The sequence below is a fragment of the Salegentibacter sp. T436 genome (genome assembly GCF_001932675.1).
Classification (GTDB): Bacteria; Bacteroidota; Bacteroidia; order Flavobacteriales; family Flavobacteriaceae; genus Salegentibacter; species Salegentibacter agarivorans.
Genome location: NZ_CP012872.1, coordinates 2,611,195 through 2,627,299 on the forward strand (window position 1 = coordinate 2,611,195; position 16,105 = coordinate 2,627,299).

General features: G+C 39.3%; 15 protein-coding genes. 13 read left to right on the forward strand and 2 right to left on the reverse strand.

Features of this window, described 5'->3' with window-relative positions; translation table 11 throughout:
- Positions 1–11 precede the first annotated feature (11 nt).
- Together AO058_RS11380 and AO058_RS11385 are read left to right on the forward strand one after the other, a co-directional pair.
- The gene (locus tag AO058_RS11380) at positions 12–1,355 is read left to right on the forward strand and encodes a Gfo/Idh/MocA family protein (RefSeq protein WP_075326673.1); all 1,344 of its coding nucleotides are present in this window, start codon (positions 12–14) and stop codon (positions 1,353–1,355) included.
- Positions 1,356–1,725: 370 nt separating this feature from the next.
- Complete coding sequence (locus AO058_RS11385) at positions 1,726–1,998, forward strand: hypothetical protein (protein WP_156858143.1); 273 nt, start codon at positions 1,726–1,728, stop codon at positions 1,996–1,998.
- Between the two features lie 90 nt (positions 1,999–2,088).
- Here the strand turns inward: AO058_RS11385 and AO058_RS11390 are convergent, their stop codons facing one another.
- Positions 2,089–2,982, reverse strand: a complete 894-nt coding sequence (locus AO058_RS11390) for an AraC family transcriptional regulator (RefSeq protein WP_075326675.1) — start codon at positions 2,980–2,982, stop codon at positions 2,089–2,091.
- 196 nt (positions 2,983–3,178) lie between these two features.
- Here AO058_RS11390 and AO058_RS11395 point away from each other — a divergent pair, with 196 nt between their 5' ends.
- The 9 genes from AO058_RS11395 to AO058_RS11435 all read left to right on the forward strand — a co-directional run bounded on the left by AO058_RS11395 (position 3,179) and on the right by AO058_RS11435 (position 10,677).
- Positions 3,179–4,297 carry an alpha/beta hydrolase gene (locus AO058_RS11395; protein ID WP_075326676.1) on the forward strand — a complete coding sequence of 373 codons (1,119 nt, stop codon included), beginning with the start codon at positions 3,179–3,181 and terminating at the stop codon, positions 4,295–4,297.
- Between the two features lie 27 nt (positions 4,298–4,324).
- Positions 4,325–5,182, forward strand: coding sequence for a DUF4440 domain-containing protein (locus tag AO058_RS11400; RefSeq protein WP_075326677.1), 858 nt, complete (start codon positions 4,325–4,327; stop codon positions 5,180–5,182).
- Positions 5,183–5,193: 11 nt separating this feature from the next.
- Complete coding sequence (locus AO058_RS11405; protein ID WP_232228830.1) at positions 5,194–5,652, forward strand: nuclear transport factor 2 family protein; 459 nt, start codon at positions 5,194–5,196, stop codon at positions 5,650–5,652.
- 73 nt (positions 5,653–5,725) lie between these two features.
- A complete protein-coding gene (locus AO058_RS11410) occupies positions 5,726–6,796 on the forward strand; it encodes an alpha/beta hydrolase (protein WP_075327959.1) in 1,071 nt (356 codons plus the stop codon).
- 35 nt (positions 6,797–6,831) lie between these two features.
- The gene (locus AO058_RS11415) at positions 6,832–7,440 is read left to right on the forward strand and encodes a flavodoxin (RefSeq protein ID WP_075326678.1); all 609 of its coding nucleotides are present in this window, start codon (positions 6,832–6,834) and stop codon (positions 7,438–7,440) included.
- A 40-nt stretch (positions 7,441–7,480) separates the two neighbouring features.
- Positions 7,481–8,602: a carboxymuconolactone decarboxylase family protein gene (locus AO058_RS11420; RefSeq protein WP_075326679.1), complete on the forward strand. Its 1,122-nt coding sequence runs from the start codon at positions 7,481–7,483 to the stop codon at positions 8,600–8,602.
- 23 nt (positions 8,603–8,625) lie between these two features.
- Positions 8,626–9,471 (forward strand): aldo/keto reductase, encoded by an 846-nt coding sequence (locus AO058_RS11425; protein WP_075326680.1) that lies wholly within the window; start codon positions 8,626–8,628, stop codon positions 9,469–9,471.
- Between the two features lie 69 nt (positions 9,472–9,540).
- On the forward strand, positions 9,541–10,005 hold the full coding sequence (locus AO058_RS11430) for a (2Fe-2S)-binding protein (RefSeq protein ID WP_075326681.1): 465 nt from the start codon (positions 9,541–9,543) through the stop codon (positions 10,003–10,005).
- A 36-nt stretch (positions 10,006–10,041) separates the two neighbouring features.
- Positions 10,042–10,677, forward strand: coding sequence for a hypothetical protein (locus AO058_RS11435; protein ID WP_075326682.1), 636 nt, complete (start codon positions 10,042–10,044; stop codon positions 10,675–10,677).
- A gap of 49 nt (positions 10,678–10,726) precedes the next feature.
- Here AO058_RS11435 and AO058_RS11440 read toward each other — a convergent pair whose 3' ends face one another.
- Positions 10,727–12,964 (reverse strand): xanthine dehydrogenase family protein molybdopterin-binding subunit, encoded by a 2,238-nt coding sequence (locus AO058_RS11440; RefSeq protein ID WP_075326683.1) that lies wholly within the window; start codon positions 12,962–12,964, stop codon positions 10,727–10,729.
- A gap of 384 nt (positions 12,965–13,348) precedes the next feature.
- Between AO058_RS11440 and AO058_RS11445 the strand changes: the two genes are divergently transcribed.
- The gene (locus AO058_RS11445) at positions 13,349–13,807 is read left to right on the forward strand and encodes a (2Fe-2S)-binding protein (RefSeq protein ID WP_075326684.1); all 459 of its coding nucleotides are present in this window, start codon (positions 13,349–13,351) and stop codon (positions 13,805–13,807) included.
- Positions 13,808–13,822: 15 nt separating this feature from the next.
- The gene (locus tag AO058_RS11450; RefSeq protein WP_075326685.1) at positions 13,823–16,099 is read left to right on the forward strand and encodes a xanthine dehydrogenase family protein molybdopterin-binding subunit; all 2,277 of its coding nucleotides are present in this window, start codon (positions 13,823–13,825) and stop codon (positions 16,097–16,099) included.
- Positions 16,100–16,105 lie beyond the last annotated feature (6 nt).

Here is a 16,105-nt window from a genome sequence, read left to right on the forward strand (position 1 = left end):
ACAATAGAATAATGAATAACTCTAAAAAGAACCAGAAACCTGATTTGCAATCTTCAAGAAGAACTTTTTGCAAGAATACAGCTCTTTTCACAGCCGGAATGATGCTACCCGCTATGGAAATGGGGGCTATGGCAAATGTTTTTAATGATAAAACCTTAAAGATAGCAGTGGTAGGCTGTGGAGGTAGAGGTACAGGAGCAGCAAACCAGGCATTGAAGGCTGATGAAAATGTGGAATTAGTAGCAATGGCTGATGCCTTTGAAGATAGGTTGAACGGAAGCCTACAAAGCCTTCAAAAAGAATTTGAAGGAACAAAAAAAGTAAATGTTAAGGAGAAAAATAAATTTGTTGGTTTTGATGCTTATAAAAAAGCCATAGACCAGGCAGATGTGGTTATCATGGCAACTCCGCCGGGCTTCAGGCCCTATCATTTTGAGTATGCTATAAATGCAGGCAAGCATGTGTTTATGGAAAAACCCGTGGCTACCGATGTACCTGGAATAAGAAAAGTACTCGAAATGGCCAAAGTTGCGAAAGCGAATAAACTAAATGTGGTTGTTGGTCTTCAGCGGCATTACCAAAACAATTACATCGCAATGGAAGAAAAAATTAATCAAAATGCGATTGGAAAAATAATTTCGGGCCAGGTATATTGGAACAGCGGCGGAGTATGGGTAAATCCCAGAAGAGCAGGCCAGAGCGAAATGGAGTACCAAATGCGGAATTGGTATTATTTTAATTGGCTGTGTGGAGATCATATCCTTGAACAGCACATTCATAATATAGATGTTGCAAACTGGTTTATTGGAGAATATCCCGTTTCTGCTCAGGGTATGGGAGGACGCCTTGTAAGAACAGGTTCTGAACATGGGGAGATTTTTGATCATCATTTTGTAGAATTTAAATATCCTGGGGGTGCAGTAATTTCAAGTCAATGTCGTCATCAACCTGGGACCTGGTCTAAGGTGGGAGAGGATTTTCAGGGTACAAAAGGATCTGTTCATATGAATGATGCAGGTGCTGCTAGTATTACAGATATAGAAGGTAATAATATCTTTGAATACAGAAACCGAAGGGATCCAAACCCCTATCAGGTAGAGCACGATAAACTCTTTGCTTCCATAAGAAATAAGGAGGTTATAAGTGATGCGGAAAATGGAGCAAAAAGTACCATGACTGCCATCATGGGAAGAATGGCTACCTATTCAGGTCAAATAATTAACTGGGATGAAGCTTTAAAATCAGATAAAGTTTTAATGCCAGAAGAGGTAACCTGGGAGTCTACTCCTCCAACTGTACCGGGTAAAGATGGACTATATCCAATTCCAACCCCAGGTAAAACAGAGATAATTTAAAATTTGCAAAATATATTTTTAATAACGAGCATATGGAAATTTCTGTATGCTCGTTTTTTTTTATTTTCCCGTACTAAATAGCGATATACCTATTAAAGAAATTAAATATAGGATTTTGATAATTTTTGTGATATTTTGATATCTTAAAAAGTCGGGATGACAGGGCTATTAGACCCTTCCCAGTATACCTTTAAATTCAGTACTTTTCTTAATTTTCTTTCCTTCAGGTAACCGATTAGGTAACTTTAAGGTTGATATTAATCAAATGTAAAGAAAATTAATAAGTTTTTTAAACATTTTATTTGAAAAAAATTAGATTGTTTTGTTAATCCTACTCGGTTGAAAAATTTTAGTGACTGCTTAGAAAATTATGATGACAGGTTTTTATGTTGAAAATGAAAAACCTAAATACTCTAATCCTAAACGTAAGAAATTTGATATAAAATTTAATAGCGATCGTTCTGCCTATGCAAAATGGAACCAATATAATCTTGTGGATGAAAAAAATAAGTATTACTTAAGTAGTGAATCAAGACTAATGCAAAAAAAAGACGATCAGTGGAAGATTATTAACGTGATATCTTTTTGGGATAGGGTAAAACCTATAAACCCACTTGAAATTGAAAGTCAGTTTAAGGATTAATTCATTCCCTTAAATCAAAAAGACTATAGATAAATCCAAAATGAGGCAAATACGTTCCGCATTTTGGATTTTTAATTTAGAATTTAACCATTAATTCATTGAACGATACTCACTAGGTGTAATACCAGTTTCTTTTTTAAACATTCGGTTGAAATGTTGAGGGTACTTAAAACCCAGTTCATAAGCGATCTGGCTTATTGATTTATCTGCTTCGAATATCTTTTCTTTTGCGATATCTATTAGCTTAAGGTGAATATGATCCATTGCCGATTTACCGGTTTCCTTTTTGATTAAATCTCCAAAATAATTTGAAGAAAGGTTTAATTTATCAGCAAAATAAGCTACTGAGGGTAATCCTAATTTCGTCGGATTTTCAGAATGGAAGTATTCATTTAATAATTTCTCAAAATTGGAAAGAATACCTTTATTTAAATTTTCCCTGGTAATAAACTGCCTGTCGTAGAAACGTTCACAGTAGTTCAGTAGTAACTCAATATTGTTGGCTACAATGGTTTTACTGTGCTTATCAATATTCTGATCGAGTTCATAATCGATTTTTAAGAACAGTTCTTTTATTATTTGCTGTTCTTTTTCAGAGACATGCAAGGCTTCATTAAGCTCATAGGAAAAAAAGTTATATCTGTGAATGTTTGCTGCAAGCGAGGTGCCTTTGATGAATTCCGGATGAAAAAGTAGGGCAAAACCTTTCGGATTGTAATCTTTTTGGCTTTTTATTCCCACTACCTGCCCGGGCCCCATAAAAACTAAAGTCCCTTCTTCATAATCATAATTATTTCTCCCGTACTGGAGCTGGCCACAGTTTACACCTTTTAAGAATATGGCATAAAAACCAAAACTGAAATTACCGCTAGGCAATGGCCTGGCGGTTGAACTGTCAAAAGCTGTTATTAAGGGATGCCTGGTGGGTATCTCCTTAAGTTCATTGTATTCAGAAATGGTATCTACTTTAACTAAATCCTTCATTTTTATAGTTTCTATAATTTCATAACAAATATACCAATCAGATTATTAGTAAATTAGGAGAACGGGCCATATCAGTAAAAATGGTAAGGATATCAGTATTCTGTATACAAAGTATGGCTCTTTATTAATCGATCTTTGTATAGAAATGAATATTTATCCTTATTCAGGTATATGTTCAATTCAAAATTAAAGAAATATGATATTAAAAACACATATTAAACCTAAGACATTATCTTCTGCTTTTAAGGGGATTTTAGTATTGCTAAGTTTTGTTATTTTTTCCTGTGGGGTAAAACCTAATGGGGAATTAGTTATTGCAGAGCAAGGAAGTTTTGCCGCTGGAGGCACGGTAAAAAAGAGTCCTGGAACCTTTGATCCTGTTGAGCACGGAGCATTTAATCCGGGTAACCAAAGTACGGCAGGACAAACCCTGCACGGTGACCATGCTACGGTTTTTTATCAAAAACCTGTAAACGCTCGCGAATTACCACTAATATTTTGGCACGGGTTCGGGCAATCGATGAGAACCTGGCAAACTACGTCCGATGGCAGGGAGGGATTCCAAAGTATTTTCCTTCGGAAACGCTTTCCGGTTTACCTTATCGATCAACCCAGAAGAGGATTAGCCGGAAGGAGCACAGAACCTACCACAATTTCGGCAAGTACCGATGACCAGTTGTGGTTTGGTATCTTCAGATTGGGAATGGGGACGGAATTTTATGAAGATGTACAGTTCTCAAAAGATCCCGAAGCTTTAGATCAGTTCTTCAGACAAATGACACCTGATACCGGACCCTTGGATATTGAAGTAAATATTGATGCTGTTTCTGCTTTATTCGATAAAATTGGTCCTGGTGTGCTGGTGACCCATTCCCATAGCGGTGGACAGGGCTGGCTCACAGCCTTGGAAAATGAGAATATAAAGGTGATAGCGTCTTATGAGCCCGGAAGCAATTTTGTGTTTCCGGAAGGAGAGGTGCCTGAGCCTATGCCTTATTTAGGCGGTGAATTAAGTGCCAGGGGAGTTCCAATGTCGGAATTCGAACGCCTTACCGAAATTCCGATTATCATCTATTTTGGAGATTATATCCCTGAAGAAGAAACACAAAACCCAGGTAAAGAACAGTGGCGTGTAGCCCTTGCTATGGCCAGAAAATGGACAGATGTAGTAAATGAACACGGTGGAGATGTTACGCTGGTGCATCTACCTGAGATTGGGATGAAAGGAAATACGCATTTCCCAATGTCAGATTTAAATAATCAGGAAGTGGCCGATCATTTATTCGAGTGGCTGCAGGATAAAGGCCTGGATTAAAAAATATTAAACCTTAAAAAATATACTATGAAACTCATAAAAACATTTTATTTAATCACTATGATAACCTTATTTTCCTCACAATGGTTGATGGCCCAACCTGAAATTTTTCCAAAGGGAGAAAAAGCACCCAATGTTCATCATACCGGTGATGTTTGGTTAAATCACCTGGCTGAGGCTGATGAAAATTTTGATTTTAATGTCGTACAGGCAACAATGGCAGCCGGTTCAAAGCTGAATTGGCACCTTCACCCCAAAGGCCAACAATTATATATCACAGACGGAGTAGGTTACTATCAGGAAAAAGGAAAGGAAGTCCAGGTAGTAAAACAGGGGGATGTGATAAAATGTGAACCTGAGATAGAACATTGGCACGCTGCTACACCCAACACCCCGGTTACCTATATTGCAATAAGTGGAAATGCCCCAACAAAATGGACTGATACCATTACTGCGGAAACCTATAATGCTATCAAGGCTCCGGAATTATCAAGTTCGGATACTGAAAAAGAAATCAAAGAACTTTCCAAAAAGAAATGGGATTGGATGGCCGATAAGGATGTTGAGAAACTTGAAAAGCTATTTCACGATAAAGCAAAATTTGTACATATGAGCGGTTCCTGGAAGAAAGATCGGGAACTGGAAATTATAGAAACTGGGAGCATTTGGTATAAAAAGGCTGAAGTACATGATGTAGCCGTGGAGACCTTTGGAGATGATACTGCAGTTTTATGGAACCGAATTACACTTACCGCCCATGTTCGGGGAAATGATGTGTCCAATGAATTTACCGTGACAGAATTTTATAAAAAAGAAAGTGCCCATTGGAAGTTACTCGATCTCACATTTAGTAATGTTCGGGATGACCATGAAATTCAAAAATAAAACTATTAGCTATGACAAAATTTAATATCAAAACAGTAATTATTGGAGCATTTTTAGTGCTGAACGGTATCGGAGCTACTGCTCAAAATACTGACAAAGAACAGAAAATGATCGAGCTTTCCGAGAAGAAATGGGAATGGATGGCTGATAAGGATGCCGATAAACTTGAAGACTTATTTCACGATAAATCTCAATTTGTCCATATGGGCGGAAGCTGGGGAAAAGACCGTGAAGTTGAGGTTATTCGTAGCGGTGGTATACACTATAAGAAAGCAGATATTCATGAAGTTTCTGCTGATATTATTGGCAATACAGCTATTGTATCCAGCCGAATTACCTTATTGGCAGTGGTAGGTGGTAATGAAGTAACTAATCCTTTTATAGCCACCGAAGTGTATGTGAAAGAAGGTAAAGATTGGAAATTAGCAAACCTTTCTTTTGTAAAACAGATGGGAGGTCCCGAAGATTAAGTAAATATGATTTTGAAAACTTTTTTACTCCGTGGGATCGGTTGGAAATCATAAAACAAGGAAGATAATTAAGATGAGAAGAAAAGTAAGAAATTACATTTTGATAGTTATATCTATGGTAACAGGTACTGTCAGTTTTGCTCAGACTGAGATTGAAAATCCTTTTGGGCTTGTTTATCGAGATGCCATTACTGAGAATTTACCTGGTAAGGTAAATATCCAGCCGGTCACTTATACATTGAATGGTATTGAAATCGCAGCTAATGTATATACACCTGCCAATTACGATCCGGACAAAAAATTTCCGGCAATTGTGGTAGCCCATCCCAATGGAGGAGTAAAGGAACAGGTTGCAGGCTTATATGCACAACTTCTTGCAGAGCAAGGCTACATAAGCATTACTGCAGATGCTGCTTATCAGGGAGCCAGTGGAGGCACGCCCCGAAATGTAGATATCCCTCACAATCGTATTGAAGATATTCACGGAATGGCAGATTTTATAATCCAATACGAAGGGGTGGACTCTGAAAGAATAGGACTTTTAGGGATTTGTGGCGGTGGCGGCTATTCCCTAAAAGCAGCACAATCCGATAAACGTTTTCGTGCCGTTGCAACATTGAGTATGTTCAATTCCGGTGTGGTAAGACGTAACGGTTTTAGAAACTCCCAGGTTAATACCATTCAGGAAAGGTTAAAAAAGGCTTCGGATGCCAGGGCACAGGAAGCTGCAGGAGGTGAAGTTATTTATGCTGCGGATAATGCTATTCCAACAGAAGAAGCCGAATTGGCCAAAATACCGTATGACCTATATCGCGAGGGATATATTTATTATGGTAATACTCATAAGCATCCAAATTCTACATTTCGATACACGATGAGCAGCCTGTTATATCTTATGACGTTTGATGCCAGCACCAATATGAATTTGATAAATCAACCTTTATTAATGATGGCCGGCAGCAAAGCAGATACTTATTATATGACCGATGAAGCCTATAGAAAGGTAACGAACGCCAAAGACAAAGAGTTGTTTTTAATTGAGAGTGCCACCCACATTCAAACATACTATGTTCCTGAATATGTATCGCAGGCAATGGAAAAACTCAATGTGTTCTTTGGTAAATATATAAACTCCGAAGCTTAGACTAATCAATTTGATCTGAATGTAAAAATTAAAAAATGATTAAAACTCTTCTGATTCTAATGCTCTTTTTTACTTGTTCCAATAGTGAAAATTCTGGGCACGCCGAAAATTCGCTTTCTCCTTCTTCAGGGGAAACCCTTATTGTATACCTGTCTCGAACCCAAAATACAAAAGTCGTGGCCGAGTTAATACAGAATAAGGTGGGTGGAGAACTGGTAGCGCTTGAAAAAGAAAATCCCTACCCCGAGGATTATCAAAAAATCGTGGACCAGGTAGATCGTGAGAATGAAGAAGGATACCTGCCTCCATTGAAAACAAAAATAGAAGACCTTGAAAGTTATGATACGATTTTTATAGGCTTTCCTACCTGGGATATGCAAATGCCACCACCAATGAAATCCTTTTTAACTGAAAATGATATGAGTGAAAAAACCATAATTCCATTTAACACCAATGCCGGATTTGGAATAGGCCAGAGTTTTGAGCAATTGCGAGAGCTATGTCCTGAAAGTGATATTCTTGAAGGTTTTTCGGTAGAGGGAGGCTATGAAAAAAGTGGGGTATTCTTAGCCATTGAAGGAGAACGAAAAGAAGAAGTTTCAGATCAGGTTGATACCTGGCTGCAAAAACTTGGACTACTATAAAAACTGTCCTGATAACTATTGAATCTTAAAATTTAAAAAAATGAAATATAATTTTAGAAGTATACTTTTTTGTTTGTTGATAGTAGTGCCTTTCACTATTTCAGCACAATCGGAACATGAAAAGTTAAGTCCCACTGAATATAGTATTGCCAGAATTTCTGCATCTACGGCTACAGGAGATCTCGAAACTTTAGAAGATGCTCTAAATGAAGGTTTGGAAAACGGACTTAGCATTAACAAAATCAAGGAAGAACTCGTTCATCTTTATGCTTATACCGGTTTTCCCCGAAGCCTTATGGCTATCAATACCCTCACTGAAGTATTGGAGGAAAGGAAGGAAAAAGGGATTGAAGACGAAGTAGGAGAGGAACCGACGGATTTAAAAAGTGGTAATAAATATGAAATAGGAAAACAAGTCCTGGCTGATCTAACCGGAGTAGAAGACCGTCCAAAAGCTGGTTATGCTAAAACAGTTCCTATTATTGAAGTCTTTTTAAAAGAACATCTCTTTGCAGATATTTTTAAGCGAGGGGTGCTAAGTTATAAAGAGCGGGAAATTGCTACAGTGGCTGCCCTTTTAAGTATGGGGGGTGCCGCACCTATGGCTACAGGTCATATTAAAATTAGTATGAGACACGGTGTGACTGAACCACAGATACTCCAGATTGTGGATATGATTGAAACTGAAATTGATGAAGAAACTGGTCTTGAGAGTAGGGAAGTTGTTGCCGCACTAATTTCCGGGGAACCTTCTGAAACGGAATCCATAACTGATGACAGTGAAAAAATATATCCTCGAGGGGAAAAAATCGAAAACCCTGTATTTACCGGGAATGCCTGGGTGAATTTTATAGTAACAGCCGATGAGGTAAATAAGAATTCTGTAGGTGTCGTAACTTTTGAGCCCGGAGCCAGAACTTTTTGGCATCGGCATCCCAATGGGCAGATTATACTTGCGCTTTCAGGCGAAGGTTATTACCAGGAAAAAGGAGGACAAAAAATAATAATGAAAAAAGGAGATGTGGCAAAATGCCCGGCAGATACGCCTCACTGGCACGGTGCTGGTCCGAATGACGAATTTGTGCAAATAGCCATTACCAGTAGGGTTGATGGCCCAACGGAATGGGAAGATGAAGTTTCAGACTCCCAGTATAATGAATAGATAGAAAAGAATATATTTTAAGAATGAAAACAATTATATTAAATAACGGTATTGAAATGCCAATCTTAGGTTTTGGGGTATTTCAGGTGCCGGATTATAAGGAATGTAAACAAAGTGTGTTGATGGCTCTCAAATCAGGTTATCGCTTGATTGATACCGCGGCTGCGTATCAAAATGAAGAGGCCGTAGGAGATGCTATAAAAGAAAGCGGAATTCCCAGGCAAGAAATATTTTTGACCACGAAACTGTGGATAGATCATAACGGGTATGAAGCAACAAAAAATGCGATTGATGCTTCGCTCAGTAAATTAAAAGTCGATTACATAGACCTTTATCTCATTCATCAACCTTATGGTGATGTACACGGATCCTGGAGAGCAATGGAGGAATATTATGAGGAAGGAAAAATAAAAGCTATTGGTGTGAGTAATTTTCAACCTGATCGGGTAATGGATATCATAGTTAACCATACTGTTAAACCTGCAGTTAATCAAATTGAAACTCATGTTTTTCATCAGCGTGAAGAGGATCATGCATTTATGAAAGAAAATGGAATAATTCACGAATCCTGGGCACCATTTGCAGAAGGGAAAAAGGATTTCTTTTCTAATAAAATCCTGACAGATATTGGTGAAAATTATGGTAAATCTGTAGCGCAGGTTGCTTTGAGGTGGATGATCCAGCGCGATGTGGTAGTTATTCCAAAATCTGTTAACGAAGAACGGATTAAAGAAAATTTTGATGTTTTTGATTTTGAATTATCCCAGGAGGATATGAATGTCATTAAATCTCTGGATACTAAGGAAACCCTGTTTTTTAGTCACAGGGATCCGGAAACGATTAAATGGTTTGCGAGTATGATTAATTAGTTATAAAACATTTTAAGGTCACTCTGATAGAATATATTATTTTTAGTTAACCGCCTAATATTAAGAATTATGATAACACTAACTGTCAATAACAAACAAGTAGATTTAGATATTGATCCGAACACTCCGTTGCTTTGGGTTTTGCGTGATCATCTCGATCTGGTAGGAACAAAATATGGTTGTGGGGTAGCCCAGTGTGGGGCTTGTGTAGTTCACCTTGAGGGCGAAGCAGTTCGGTCTTGTGTAACCAGGTTGAAAAGAGCTGAAAATAAAAAAGTAGTCACCATTGAAGGTTTGTCCGAGAATAACGATCACCCTATTCAGCAGGCTTATACAGAGATTGATGTGCCCCAATGTGGCTATTGCCATAGTGGACAAATTATGTCGGCCGCTGTATTGTTACGTGAAAATCCGGATCCTACCGATGAAGATATAGATATTTCAATGTCGGGTAATATTTGTCGCTGCGGGACGTATTCCAGGGTACGAAAAGCCATACACCGCGCAGCGGAAATCAATAAGGGTGAAATCTAAGAAAACCGGAATTTATATTCCCAAAAATCATATTTTATGAAGAGCAGGAAGCAATTGTCAGCATATTTAACCGATTGGAGAATGTTATGCTCCATACTAATATTAGGTGTATTGACCGCCTGTATAACCAGGAAGGAAACTAATAAAGGAGAATATGTTCAGATACCGGTAGAACAGCAGGATAGTATTGCTTCTAAGGAGGCTTTTGAAAATGTATATGCAGTTTTAAAACACCCAAGGTGTTTAAATTGTCATCCGGCAGGAGATGTTCCCTTGCAGGGAGAAGACAGTCATGTGCATTCAATGAAACCCAGGAGGGGAGAGGATGGAAAAGGCCTATATGCAATGAAATGTGCGAATTGCCATCAAAACACCAATACACCGGGTGAAAACTCACCTCCCGGCAATCCTAACTGGCACCTTCCTCCCGCTGATATGAAAATGGTTTTTGAAGGAAGATCTGCACCTCAATTAGCAAAACAACTGGTCGATAAATCGAGAAATGGAAACAAAAATATAGCAGAGCTTATTGAACATGCGGATGATACGCTGGTTAAAGCCGGTTGGAATCCCGGGGAAGGTTTGTCATTACCTCCATTAAGTCACTCGGAATTTAAAGAGGCCTGGATTACCTGGCTCGAAAATGGGGCTTATGCACCGGATTCAGAATAAATTAAAAAGATCAGATTTTTAGTCTGACCTTTTTAATTTATAACTTCAGTTATACTTCCTCCAGAACGGGGTGATTATAAAACCTTTTGTTTTTAGCCCTTGAGAAAGCATTGGTAAATGCCGCAAAAATAGGGGGGAATGGTGGTTCACCTAATCCGGTCGGGTTTTCTCCATTCTCAACAAAATGAACTTCCATATCTTTCGGTGCTTCGTTAATTCTTATCATCTTGTAATTATGGAAATTGCTTTTTTGTGGTTTACCGTCTTTAAAAGTCATTTTGCCAAACATGGCATTTCCTAAGCCATCGGTAATAGCCCCTTCTACCATATTCTTCGCTGCGTCTTTATTTATAACTATTCCGCAATCTACCGCGCTGTAAATTTTATCGAAAATCGGTTGTTCATTTTCTAATTTTAAATCAACGACGTGGGCAACATACGAGTTGTGACAATAATAAGCGGCCACCCCACGATGGATATTTAATTTTGGAGAAGCATCCCAATTGGATTTTTGCCGAACAAGTTTTAAAACTTCCATATACCGTTTTGCATCATAATCATTATTTTCACCAACAGGGCTATTTATTGCTTTTTCAAAAAGTTCTATCCGAAAATCGATAGGATCTTTTCCTGCTGCAATAGCCACTTCATCCAAAAAGGATTGCTCCGAAGCTCCCATAAAATTTGATCCCGGAGCACGGAATGCGCCAATAGTGATGTTGGAATTTAATTCCCAGGATTCTGCAAGGTAGTTTTCTACAGCCCCTGCCGGAAATCTATTTTCATGAACCGGGCCTTCAGGGATGCCGCCCCCCTTAATGTGGTAAGCAGTCATATTATTATTTTCGTCCAGTGCTGCTCTGAATTTTATATGGTATGCCGGGCGGTAAATTCCATAGGTCATGTCTTCCTCTCTGGTATAAAAGAGTTTTACAGGGCTGTTAATTTTTCGGGAAATAACCGCCGCCTCTACTAGTTCATGGGAATATGCCCTTCTTCCAAAACCTCCCCCCATGCGCGTCATAATTATTTCAATATTCTCTTTATCCATTCCTAATCTTGCTGCAACCGTAGTTTCGGTAAATTGCGGGGCCTGAAGCGGACCTGCTAAAGTTGCTTTTTCCGGGGTGACATCAGCGAAAAAGTTTATGGGCTCCATAGCATTATGAGCTAAAAAAGGAGCTGTATAGGTGCTTTCAATTATTTTACTGGCATTTTTAAAAGCTGATTCCGGGTCTCCATCTTTACGCCTTACACTAGCGGGTTCGTTGGAGCGTTGCTCCATTTTTTGCATATGTTCTTCCGAACTTTCCAGACCGGTAGGTACCGTTTTCTCAGACTTGTTGCCAAAAACATTGGAAGTTTCCGTATAGTCTTCGAAAGGCTCCCACTCCAGTTTTAGTGCTTTTTTGGCTTCCATAACTTCCCAGGTACTATTTCCTACCACGACTACCAACTTATTGAAACTTACGGTATCGAAAATATTCTTTTCATAACCTTCGTTATAGGTGTCAATGGTGAAAACCTCACTGATCCCCGGCATTTTTAACGCCTCAGAATCATCAACGGATTTTAGCTTTAACCCGAAAGCAGGTGGATGGGCTATGGTAGCATATTTCATACCGTCGACTTTATAGTCCAATCCAAATAGTGGCTTTCCACTTAACATAGCGGGCATCTCGACATTCTTTTTGGAGGTGCTTATAATACTAAAGTTTTCTGTTTTCTTTAAATCAACGGTTTCCGGAACTTTTAGTTTTGAAGCTGCGTTTGCCATTTTCCCATAAGTAGCACTTTTTCCACTACTATGTTTTAAAATTCCTTCCTCGGTGGTAATTTCTTCAGCAGATACGTTCCAGGACTCTGCGGCAGCCTCCACTAGCATTCTTCTGGCAGTTGCTCCGGCCATTCTTAAAGCATTCCAGCCTCGTCTTACCGATTGGCTTCCGCCAGCGAACTGCCGGGTAAAGAGATCAGTGTTATAAGGAGCTTGCTCCACAACTACATTAGCCCAACCGACATCCAATTCGTCTGCTACGATCATCGGTAAAGAAGTTTTTACATTCTGACCGAATTCCGGGTTTGGTGCCAAAATAGTTACTGTTCCATTGCTGGCAATTTTTAAATAGGCATTTAAATTATACCATTCTTCTGGAATATCTTCAGGGAGTATTTCTCCCGATTTTGAATATAAAAGCCAATTGAATCCCAGCATCAGACCACCGCCGGCCAGAGAGGTTGTTTTTAGGAATGAACGCCTGTTCATTGAAGTTTTTCGTTTCGACATAACTTTTTAAATATTAATCTATATTTCCAAACAAGTTTTCCTGCTTTCTAGACTTGATTTTAGCAAGCGTTAAATGGGGAAAATATTCATCTCAACAAGAAATATATTACCTGATAAGGTATCAGGATTTTAATTTTATACAATTTAAGAAATTTAATAAGCTGTTTCTGAAAAAAGCTGCGTTTAGTGTTATAAACCGTAAAATTGGTAAGTAATTCAGTAATTCGGGTTAATTGCTTCATCCTATAATTAACCAACTTTGTAATATTCAAATCTTTTTAATACCCAGGAACGAACGGGAAGAATTTTCTATTTGTCGATTTTAACAAGCTAAAAAGATTATTTTTTATAATTTAAGGGATCTTCAACTAAATATAGATAATTATGGCGCAGTACGATGTAAATATTAACGGTAAGAAACATTCGGTAGATGTAGACCCGGAAACTCCATTACTTTGGGTGCTGCGGGATAATTTAAAATTGGTTGGCACAAAATATGGCTGCGGAATTGCACAGTGTGGCGCATGTACCGTACACTTTAATGGGTCTGCTGTACGATCCTGCCAGGTTCCAATTTCTGCTGCCCAAGATAATGAAATAACCACCATAGAAGGTCTCTCCGAAAACGGCGATCATCCTGTTCAAAAGGCCTGGTTGGAGCACGATGTCCCGCAATGCGGGTATTGCCAGGCGGGGCAGATTATGGCAGCCACGGCACTTTTAAAGAATAATCCCAGTCCCAGTGATGCAGAAATAGAAGATGTAATGAACGGGAATATTTGCCGCTGCGGAACGTATAACCGAATAAAAGCTGCTATCAAATCAGCGTCCCAAACCGTATAATTAAAACCTGAAAAAATGAAAAAAGTGAAAACAGGAATGGGCAGAAGATCATTCATCAAGAATGTATCGCTTGCCGGAGGTGGATTATTAATCGGTTTTAATTGGTTGGCCTGTAAGCGTGCGGCTGAAGAAAACGGGGAGGAAGTAGCTATGCAAATGCCCGATGAGTGGTTTGAACTCAATGGATATTTGAAAATAGGGGATAATGGTATTGTAACGATCTACTCTCCCAATCCGGAGATAGGACAAAACGTGAAAACAGCGATGCCTATGATTGTGGCCGAGGAGCTGGACGTAGATTGGAACAATGTCATTGTAGAACAGGCACCACTTAACCTTGATGTTTTTACTCGTCAACTTGCCGGTGGTAGCCAATCTATTCGCCAGGGATGGGAGCCGCTAAGAATGGCAGGGGCCACCGCCAAACAAATGTTGCTGAGTGCTGCCACCAAGGAGTGGGAGGTACCTGTTACTGAACTTTCTGTGGACAAGGGAATTATTAGTCATAAAGCTAGCGATAGGTCTATAGGTTATGGTGAAATCGCTAGGGCGGCCACAAATATTGAAGTACCTGATGAAATTGAACTAAAAGATAATAGTGACTTTAAAATTATCGGTACTTCCCGAAAAAATGTAGATGCTAAAAAAATAGTAACAGGAAAACCCTTATACGGGTTGGATATTTATGAAGATGATATGCTTATTGCAATGATAGTCCAACCTCCGGCCTTTGGGATGGAGTTTAAATCTATGGATGCAGCTAAAGCAAAAGAAATGCCCGGAATAAAAGATATTTTTACCATAGATACATATCCGGAAGATATGGAGCGGGAATGGAGTGATGTGGCTGCATTTTCCAAATTGGTAGTAGTTGTTGGAGAATCAACCTGGCAGGTCATGCAGGCTAAAAAGGCCTTAAATGTGGAATGGGATTTAAAACCTGATTTAACCCATCAAGTGCAAATTCTCGAAAAGTCTCCGGGTATGGAAGATACAGGTGGCCTGGAAAATTCCGACATGCATACAGCCCTAATGAGCGATGCCGGGCCCGCGAAATCAGAAGTTGTTCGAAAAGATGGTGATCCCGAATCGGCCTTTAGCAATGCAGCAAGGGTTATTGAGCGTTCGTATTCCTGTCCGTTCCTTGCCCACAATTGTATGGAACCGATGAATTTTTATGCCAATGTAACTGACGAAAAGGCAGAATTATTAGGGCCAATTCAAACTCCTGAATTTGCTGAAAAAAGTATAAATAAACGATTAGGATTTGAGCTCGATAAGATCGATGTTCAAATGACCCGAATGGGTGGGGGTTTTGGCCGCCGACTGTATGGAAATTTCCTTGTGGAAGCCGCTGTAATTTCACAAAAAATGAAGAGGCCGATAAAATTAGTATATACCCGGGAAGACGATATGACCAACGGGGTTTATCGTCCGGCTTACAGGGTGTCTTACCGTGCTGCACTTGATGCGAATAATAATATTACCGCATTTCACGTAAATGCCGGTGGCATTACCGAAAGCCCGCTTTTTGCGAATCGTTTTCCGGCAGGAGCAATTGATAATTACCTTGCCGAGAGTTGGACGATAGATTCGAGTATTTCCACAGGAGCGTTCAGGGCACCGCGTTCTAATTTTATTGCCGGGGCAGAACAATCTTTTTTAGATGAACTTGCTGAAGAAGTTGGAAAAGATCCGATCCAGTTCCGCTTGGATTTGCTAAAGCGGGCGAAAAATGACCCGGTAGGCGAAGAGAATGATTATGATCCCGCGCGATATGCCGGGGTTCTGGAACTTGTCAGGGATAAAGCCGGTTGGAATAATGGTAATTCTACTTCAAGTAAAGGAGTAGCTGCCTATTATTGCCATAATTCCTACGTCGCACAAATTTTAGAAATGGATTTAAAAGATAACGAGCCGGTCATTGATAAAGTAACCTGCGCCGTAGACTGTGGTATTGTGGTAAATCCCGATGCCGCCAAAAATATGGTGGAAGGTGGGACTATCGATGGGATTGGACATGCTTTATACAGTGAGTTGTCATTTAAAGATGGCGGCGTTCAACAAAATAATTTTGATTCCTACCGTCTAATTCGGCATCGTGAAGCTCCAAAAAAGATTGATGTACATTTTGTAGAAAACGGAATTGATCCCACAGGACTGGGAGAGCCGCCTTTCCCACCGGTGCAGGGAGCATTAGCCAATGCCCTTTATAAAGCAACAGGAAAAAGAATTTACAAGCAACCCTTTCTACCGGAAATTAATGCGGAAAGCAGGGAATTAAAAACTTAATTGCAG

Excerpts from the sequence above, each read along its gene's own strand:
- AO058_RS11380 (WP_075326673.1), top strand. The coding sequence starts at position 12 with ATGAATAACTCTAAAAAGAACCAGAAACCTGATTTGCAATCTTCAAGA.
- AO058_RS11385 (WP_156858143.1), top strand. The coding sequence starts at position 1,726 with ATGATGACAGGTTTTTATGTTGAAAATGAAAAACCTAAATACTCTAAT.
- AO058_RS11390 (WP_075326675.1), bottom strand. The coding sequence starts at position 2,982 with ATGAAGGATTTAGTTAAAGTAGATACCATTTCTGAATACAATGAACTT.
- AO058_RS11395 (WP_075326676.1), top strand. The coding sequence starts at position 3,179 with ATGATATTAAAAACACATATTAAACCTAAGACATTATCTTCTGCTTTT.
- AO058_RS11400 (WP_075326677.1), top strand. The coding sequence starts at position 4,325 with ATGAAACTCATAAAAACATTTTATTTAATCACTATGATAACCTTATTT.
- AO058_RS11405 (WP_232228830.1), top strand. The coding sequence starts at position 5,194 with ATGACAAAATTTAATATCAAAACAGTAATTATTGGAGCATTTTTAGTG.
- AO058_RS11410 (WP_075327959.1), top strand. The coding sequence starts at position 5,726 with ATGAGAAGAAAAGTAAGAAATTACATTTTGATAGTTATATCTATGGTA.
- AO058_RS11415 (WP_075326678.1), top strand. The coding sequence starts at position 6,832 with ATGATTAAAACTCTTCTGATTCTAATGCTCTTTTTTACTTGTTCCAAT.
- AO058_RS11420 (WP_075326679.1), top strand. The coding sequence starts at position 7,481 with ATGAAATATAATTTTAGAAGTATACTTTTTTGTTTGTTGATAGTAGTG.
- AO058_RS11425 (WP_075326680.1), top strand. The coding sequence starts at position 8,626 with ATGAAAACAATTATATTAAATAACGGTATTGAAATGCCAATCTTAGGT.
- AO058_RS11430 (WP_075326681.1), top strand. The coding sequence starts at position 9,541 with ATGATAACACTAACTGTCAATAACAAACAAGTAGATTTAGATATTGAT.
- AO058_RS11435 (WP_075326682.1), top strand. The coding sequence starts at position 10,042 with ATGAAGAGCAGGAAGCAATTGTCAGCATATTTAACCGATTGGAGAATG.
- AO058_RS11440 (WP_075326683.1), bottom strand. The coding sequence starts at position 12,964 with ATGTCGAAACGAAAAACTTCAATGAACAGGCGTTCATTCCTAAAAACA.
- AO058_RS11445 (WP_075326684.1), top strand. The coding sequence starts at position 13,349 with ATGGCGCAGTACGATGTAAATATTAACGGTAAGAAACATTCGGTAGAT.
- AO058_RS11450 (WP_075326685.1), top strand. The coding sequence starts at position 13,823 with ATGAAAAAAGTGAAAACAGGAATGGGCAGAAGATCATTCATCAAGAAT.